Annotated in this window: 1 protein-coding gene; it reads left to right on the top strand. The window is 27.1% G+C overall.

The window, feature by feature from the left end:
• Positions 1-222 precede the first annotated feature (222 nt).
• Positions 223-2,880 (top strand): AP-1 complex subunit gamma, encoded by a 2,658-nt coding sequence (locus QZ146_RS08535; RefSeq protein WP_295723615.1) that lies wholly within the window; start codon positions 223-225, stop codon positions 2,878-2,880.
• The last annotated feature ends 157 nt before the right edge of the window (positions 2,881-3,037 follow it).

Here is a 3,037-nt window from a genome sequence, read left to right as displayed (position 1 = left end):
CCCAATCCCCAATCCCCAATCCCCAATCCCCAATCCCCAATCCCCAAAATAAAATTAAAACTTTTATTTATTTAAATAAATAATATTTAAAAATAAAATAACAGCTTAATATAAATGAATAAAAAATTATATTTAAATTCAAAAATATTTAAAAAAAATATTAAAATTAAAATTAATTAATTCTATATCTAGACAAAAAATAATTTTTAAATACATATAAAAATGCTAAAACTTCGAGAGTTTATCAAAAGAATAAGAGCATGTAAAACATTAGAAGAAGAAAGGTCCCTTTGTAATAAGGAGAGTGCAGAAATACGTAATTTAAAGAAGGATACTGCACAAAAATTAGCAGTAAGATCTATGACTAAATGTATGGCTATGTCTCTATTAGGATATCAAACGGAGTTTATCCATATGACATGTATATCATTATTAGCTAGTCAAAATTTTACTCAAAAAAGGCTGGCTTATTTAGGTATTTGCATGTTATTAGATGAAAAAAGTGATATCCTCCTTCTTTCTTCAAACGTTATTAAAAAAGATTTAACATCAAACAACAAATATATAGTTGCCGCAGCACTTAATACTATAGGAGAAATAGGCACTCCAGATATGTGTAGAGATATGTGCCCTGAAATTATTAAATGCTTAAACAGCACTAATCCATATATTAAAAAGAAGGCAGCTTTAGCCTTGTCTAAAGTAGTACGAAGTTGTCCAGAATTAATTGAAACAATAGAAAATAATTTAGGAACTATTTTTGAAGATAAAAATCACGGAGTACTCTTGAGTGGCCTAGCTCTTGTTGAACAAGTATTTAAAGCCGAACCAAAAACTGTTAAAAAATATAAAAAATATTTATCTCCTATGATTAAATATTTAAAAAATCTAATTTCAACAAGCTATGCGCCAGAATATGATGTCAACGGAATAACTGATCCATTCCTACAAGTAAGAATTCTAGAAATTTTGGGATTTTTCGGGCGTGCTTCATCAAAGGAAAATGAAGAATTAGAAGCTCTTTTAAATTCAATTCCTTCTAACACTGATACTACAAGAAAAAATACTGGTAATTCAGTATTATATGAATTAGTCAGATGTATTTTCAGCTATGATAGCAGTAAATCTCTAAAAGGATTAGGTGGGTCAATTCTTGGGCAATTTTTGGCCAATAAAGATAATAATTATAAGTATTTAGCCTTAAATACATTAAATGATATTGCTAAAATTGATATTGATACTGTCCAAAAACACAAAAATGTAATTTTAGAATTTTTAAAAGATCCAGATATTGCAATTAAAAGAAGAAGTTTAGATTTAACTTATTTAATAGTTAATACAGAAAATATAAGACAAATTGTCACTGAAACTTTAGATTTTATCAATTCAACAAGTAATGTCGATTTTAAATTAGAATTAACGTCAAAAATATTTTATTCTTTAGAAAAATATTCACCTTCATTGAAATGGGAAATTGACGTTTTATTAAAAATGTTATGTTTATGCGAAGATTCTATTAATGAAGAAATAATCTGGAAAATTATTAACTTAATATTAAATACAAAAGAACTTCAGCAATACACCATGTTTAGATATTTCATAGCTATGCAAAATATGCTAGAGGATACAGATGTTGAGGCTTTATATCATGTCGGTATTACTATTTTAGGAGAATTATTTAAATTAATTATAGGAGTATCAACAACAGATGAAGAAGGAAAAACAATTACTATAACAGAAGATCAGATTGTTGATTTAATCATATCTTTAGATAAATCTTCTGATACTAGTGAAAGTTTAAGAGAATTATTAATGAATACTTGCTTTAAAATGCTTGGAAAAATGAGTCCTGAATCTGATGAAAAACTTAAAAAAATATTAAGAAATGAATCTAAAAGTTTTTATCCAGAGGTTCAAGAAAGAGCAAATGAATATATTACTTTTACCCAAATAGCTAAAGATGATATGCAATTAAAGATCACTGCAAATGTACCTGTCCCAAAATTTGACAATGAAGAAAATGAAAATAATAATAATAATGTAGGGGAAGAACCACCAATTGAACATAAAGATACAATAGTAGAAGAATATGAAACAGATAAAGGATACAGAAATCTTATAAATGGAGCATCTGTTACTGGAGATTCTTCTGGAATAAGTGGGGGAAAAACAAAAAAATCAAAAAAAAAAGAAAAAAAGGAATCAGAGCCTATTCCAATAGGTGGTGAAACAAAACCACCTCAACAACAACCTGTAGCCACTAGCAATGCTGGAGGAATTGATTTATTTGGGGATATTTTTGGAGGAGCTAATGCATCTTCTATGAATAACCCAAGTAATACAGGAAATTCAGGAAATGATATATTTAATCTTCTTGGAAATATGAGCACATCAAATACAAATCAAAGCACAGGCAATAATAACCAAGGTGGACTAATGGATCTAAATTCTATTTTAAATGGAACAGGTTCGGTACCACAACAAAATGAGAGAGGTATGAATTTAGATTTTATGGCCTCTGGGAGTCAACCTCAACATAATACACCTCAAAATCTTAATGAGGTATTTAAAAATGAAGATATATCTATATTCTCAAGTTTAAGTCAAAATAATAATATATATAGTGGATCTTTCTATGTCAGTAATAATACAAATACACAAATAAATGATGTAATCTTTAATTTTTCAGTAAAAAAATATATACACTGCCAAGTTCACTCAACTTCTGGTAAAGATTTAGCCCCTAATGCAGCTTTAGGAATTAAAAAAGATGTAACCATGACAAGTAATGATACTAGTAAGAATTGGGTTATAAAAATAACTATAAGCTATTTCAAAAATGGAAATAAAATTGAAGCAAATAAAGTAATCACATTATAAAATATTTAACCATGAATGAAAAACAATATGCTAGACTTTTCATTATAAGGATATGAGTTATTAATTTCATATGGGTTAAATAAAAACAATCAAAAATGTTTTAATTATTAAATGTTAATATCATTTTAATAATTTTTTTTATTGCCTAAATTCCATT

This window comes from uncultured Methanobrevibacter sp. (genome assembly GCF_905235195.1).
Taxonomy (GTDB): Archaea; Methanobacteriota; Methanobacteria; order Methanobacteriales; family Methanobacteriaceae; genus Methanarmilla.
This window is presented reverse-complemented; position numbering and strand designations above follow the sequence as displayed.

Coding starts and splice junctions, on each gene's coding strand:
- QZ146_RS08535 (WP_295723615.1), top strand. CDS start 223: ATGCTAAAACTTCGAGAGTTTATCAAAAGAATAAGAGCATGTAAAACA.